Origin of the sequence: uncultured Caballeronia sp., assembly GCF_964243625.1 — a bacterium.
In the GTDB taxonomy this organism is placed as follows: Bacteria; Pseudomonadota; Gammaproteobacteria; order Burkholderiales; family Burkholderiaceae; genus Caballeronia.
Genome location: NZ_CAXTGZ010000842.1, coordinates 1 through 2,059, shown reverse-complemented (window position 1 = coordinate 2,059; position 2,059 = coordinate 1). Strand labels below are relative to the sequence as shown.

The window sequence follows — 2,059 nt, the reverse complement described above, 5'->3', positions numbered from 1 at the left end:
ATCATAATCGGCATGAACGCCCAGGCTTAAATGTTGGAATGAAATCAATCCGCTTCTTCGGACACGCACCCGCATGCAAATGAGATTGGCGACACGGCTGCGCAAGCAGCGGTGCTGACTTCGCGACATTGGCGTTATTCCCAGGCGCTGCGATGAACATCAACGCTGCGGTTACGGATAGCAGCTCCCGCTGTTTGCCGAATGCGACGAACCCCCGCTCGCTCAACGGGCGCCTGTTGTCCGGCACGATGCCGCTCCCAAATCCGCCGATACTTTGACGAGCGCTCGCTTCGCGGCTTCAGAAGCCGTGATTGACACCTACGGAAACCGCGAGCTGATGCGGCTGACGAGTCGCATTGAGTGTCGTGTCGGAAATGTAGGTGCCGGTGAATTTGGTGTAGTCCACCTCGGCATATAGCCGCGTGGCTTTCGAGAGCGAGTACGCCACGCTCGCGAGCCCTTGCGTGCGCTTGCCGCTCGTATTTGGAAGGTCGGTAATATAATAGCCCGCCCCGATGTTTACAGACGGCGTGGCCTGGTACGAGAAACCGCCCCAGTAGTTGAGCGTACGCACATCCGGCGTGGAGGATACCGAATCGCGATTCTCATTCATGTAGCCGCCCGCGAGACGAAACTTCCCAAAAGTCAGCTCTGCGCCAACAACGTAGTAGTTATCAGGCTGATATGTCGTGCCAACGAGCACCGTGCGATAAAGATACGCACCGCCGACGTTCAGCCAACCCCAGCGATATTGCATGCCCACGCCACGCGCCGACCCTGCGTTAAAATCGCTCGCCGCGCCGCCGAACGAGTTCTCCGCGCGCAGGCGTAGTCCGCCGAATCCGCCTGTGTATTTCACGTCGTTGTTAAAGCGCGTTCCGTCCGTCGCCGGTGTTAGCGGAATGATACCGGGATACTCGAACATGAAGGGATCGTAATCGGCGACCACATCGTGCGCGATGGTGTATTGCCGGCCCAGATCCACTGATCCGAAGGCACCACCCACGCCTACATATGCGCCCCGATTGAAGGCTACATTGTTCGTGTTGTCAAAAGCGCCGTTGCCGAGATTGAAGCCGCTTTCAAGCCGGAAGTGCGCGTTCAATCCGCCGCCCAGGTCCTCATTTCCGATAAAATCGAGCCGGTTCGAGGTGAATAAACCATTCGAATTCATGGAGAACTGGTCGCCAAGACCTGTCCTCGTGTAACGAATGCCGCCATCGACCACGCCAGCGAGCGTGACTGACGACTGCGCGTGAGCCACGCCCACCACTTGGAATGCGGCCAGCAGGACCGCGAGTTTCCTGATCATCTTGTATCTCGAAATATAGGGTAGTCTTCGCTGCAAATCTGCTGCGAGTGCGGTCGGACGAGCCTTCCGCAACCGTCTATAAGCCGATGCACATTTTTGTGTTTGTTGCATGCGTCGCATTACCGTCTCCATGTGTATCCCCGATATGCTTCGGGCTGGTTGTTCTGCTCTCCGCGTTCGCTACCTGCACTGCGGTGCCGCGAGGCTGACCCCGCAATAAACCGACTCCGCGCGGCCGTTAAGATTTACTTGTTTGTCTTGAGCCATCGCCTGCGCTTGCAGTTGTAAACTTCGTCCGGCCAATGTTCTCCTCGCATATCGGCTCGCGTCTGCTGAAACATCACTGCTGCATCCCTCTAGGGAACGCATGCATGGTCTAAGACGGTTTTCGGCTTTCTCGTCGCCCCGCAAAGCGGTGACGGCCGACCGGTCGAATTCGAGGTACAAGCCGCTGCAACGCAGGGACGGATCGTTCCATACGGCTTCGAACGCACGGCTACGATTGCCAAATTGACGATGGCGACACCGCTAGTCGAGGAAAGTCGGTGCGTAGGCCGGCTGTGTCATCTTCTGCGCATGGGTCTCCGCGGCGAGATTGCCTGCACCACCCGCGGTCCTGACGGCATCAGGCTCGTCACTGCGCGGCTCGGGTGATCACCTATGTAACTGCCAGGCGCGGCATAAGCTAAATAGCAATGCATGTCGTCTCCATCGACCTGCGGCTTGGCTGCACCACATCGTATTTGA

1 protein-coding gene is annotated in these 2,059 nt (G+C 57.6%); it reads right to left on the bottom strand.

Going from position 1 to position 2,059, the window contains the following annotated elements; all coding sequences use genetic code 11:
• Positions 1–298: 298 nt before the first annotated feature.
• Positions 299–1,312, bottom strand: a complete 1,014-nt coding sequence (locus tag ACFFAR_RS31625) for a porin (protein WP_375509276.1) — start codon at positions 1,310–1,312, stop codon at positions 299–301.
• Between the last annotated feature and the right edge of the window lie 747 nt (positions 1,313–2,059).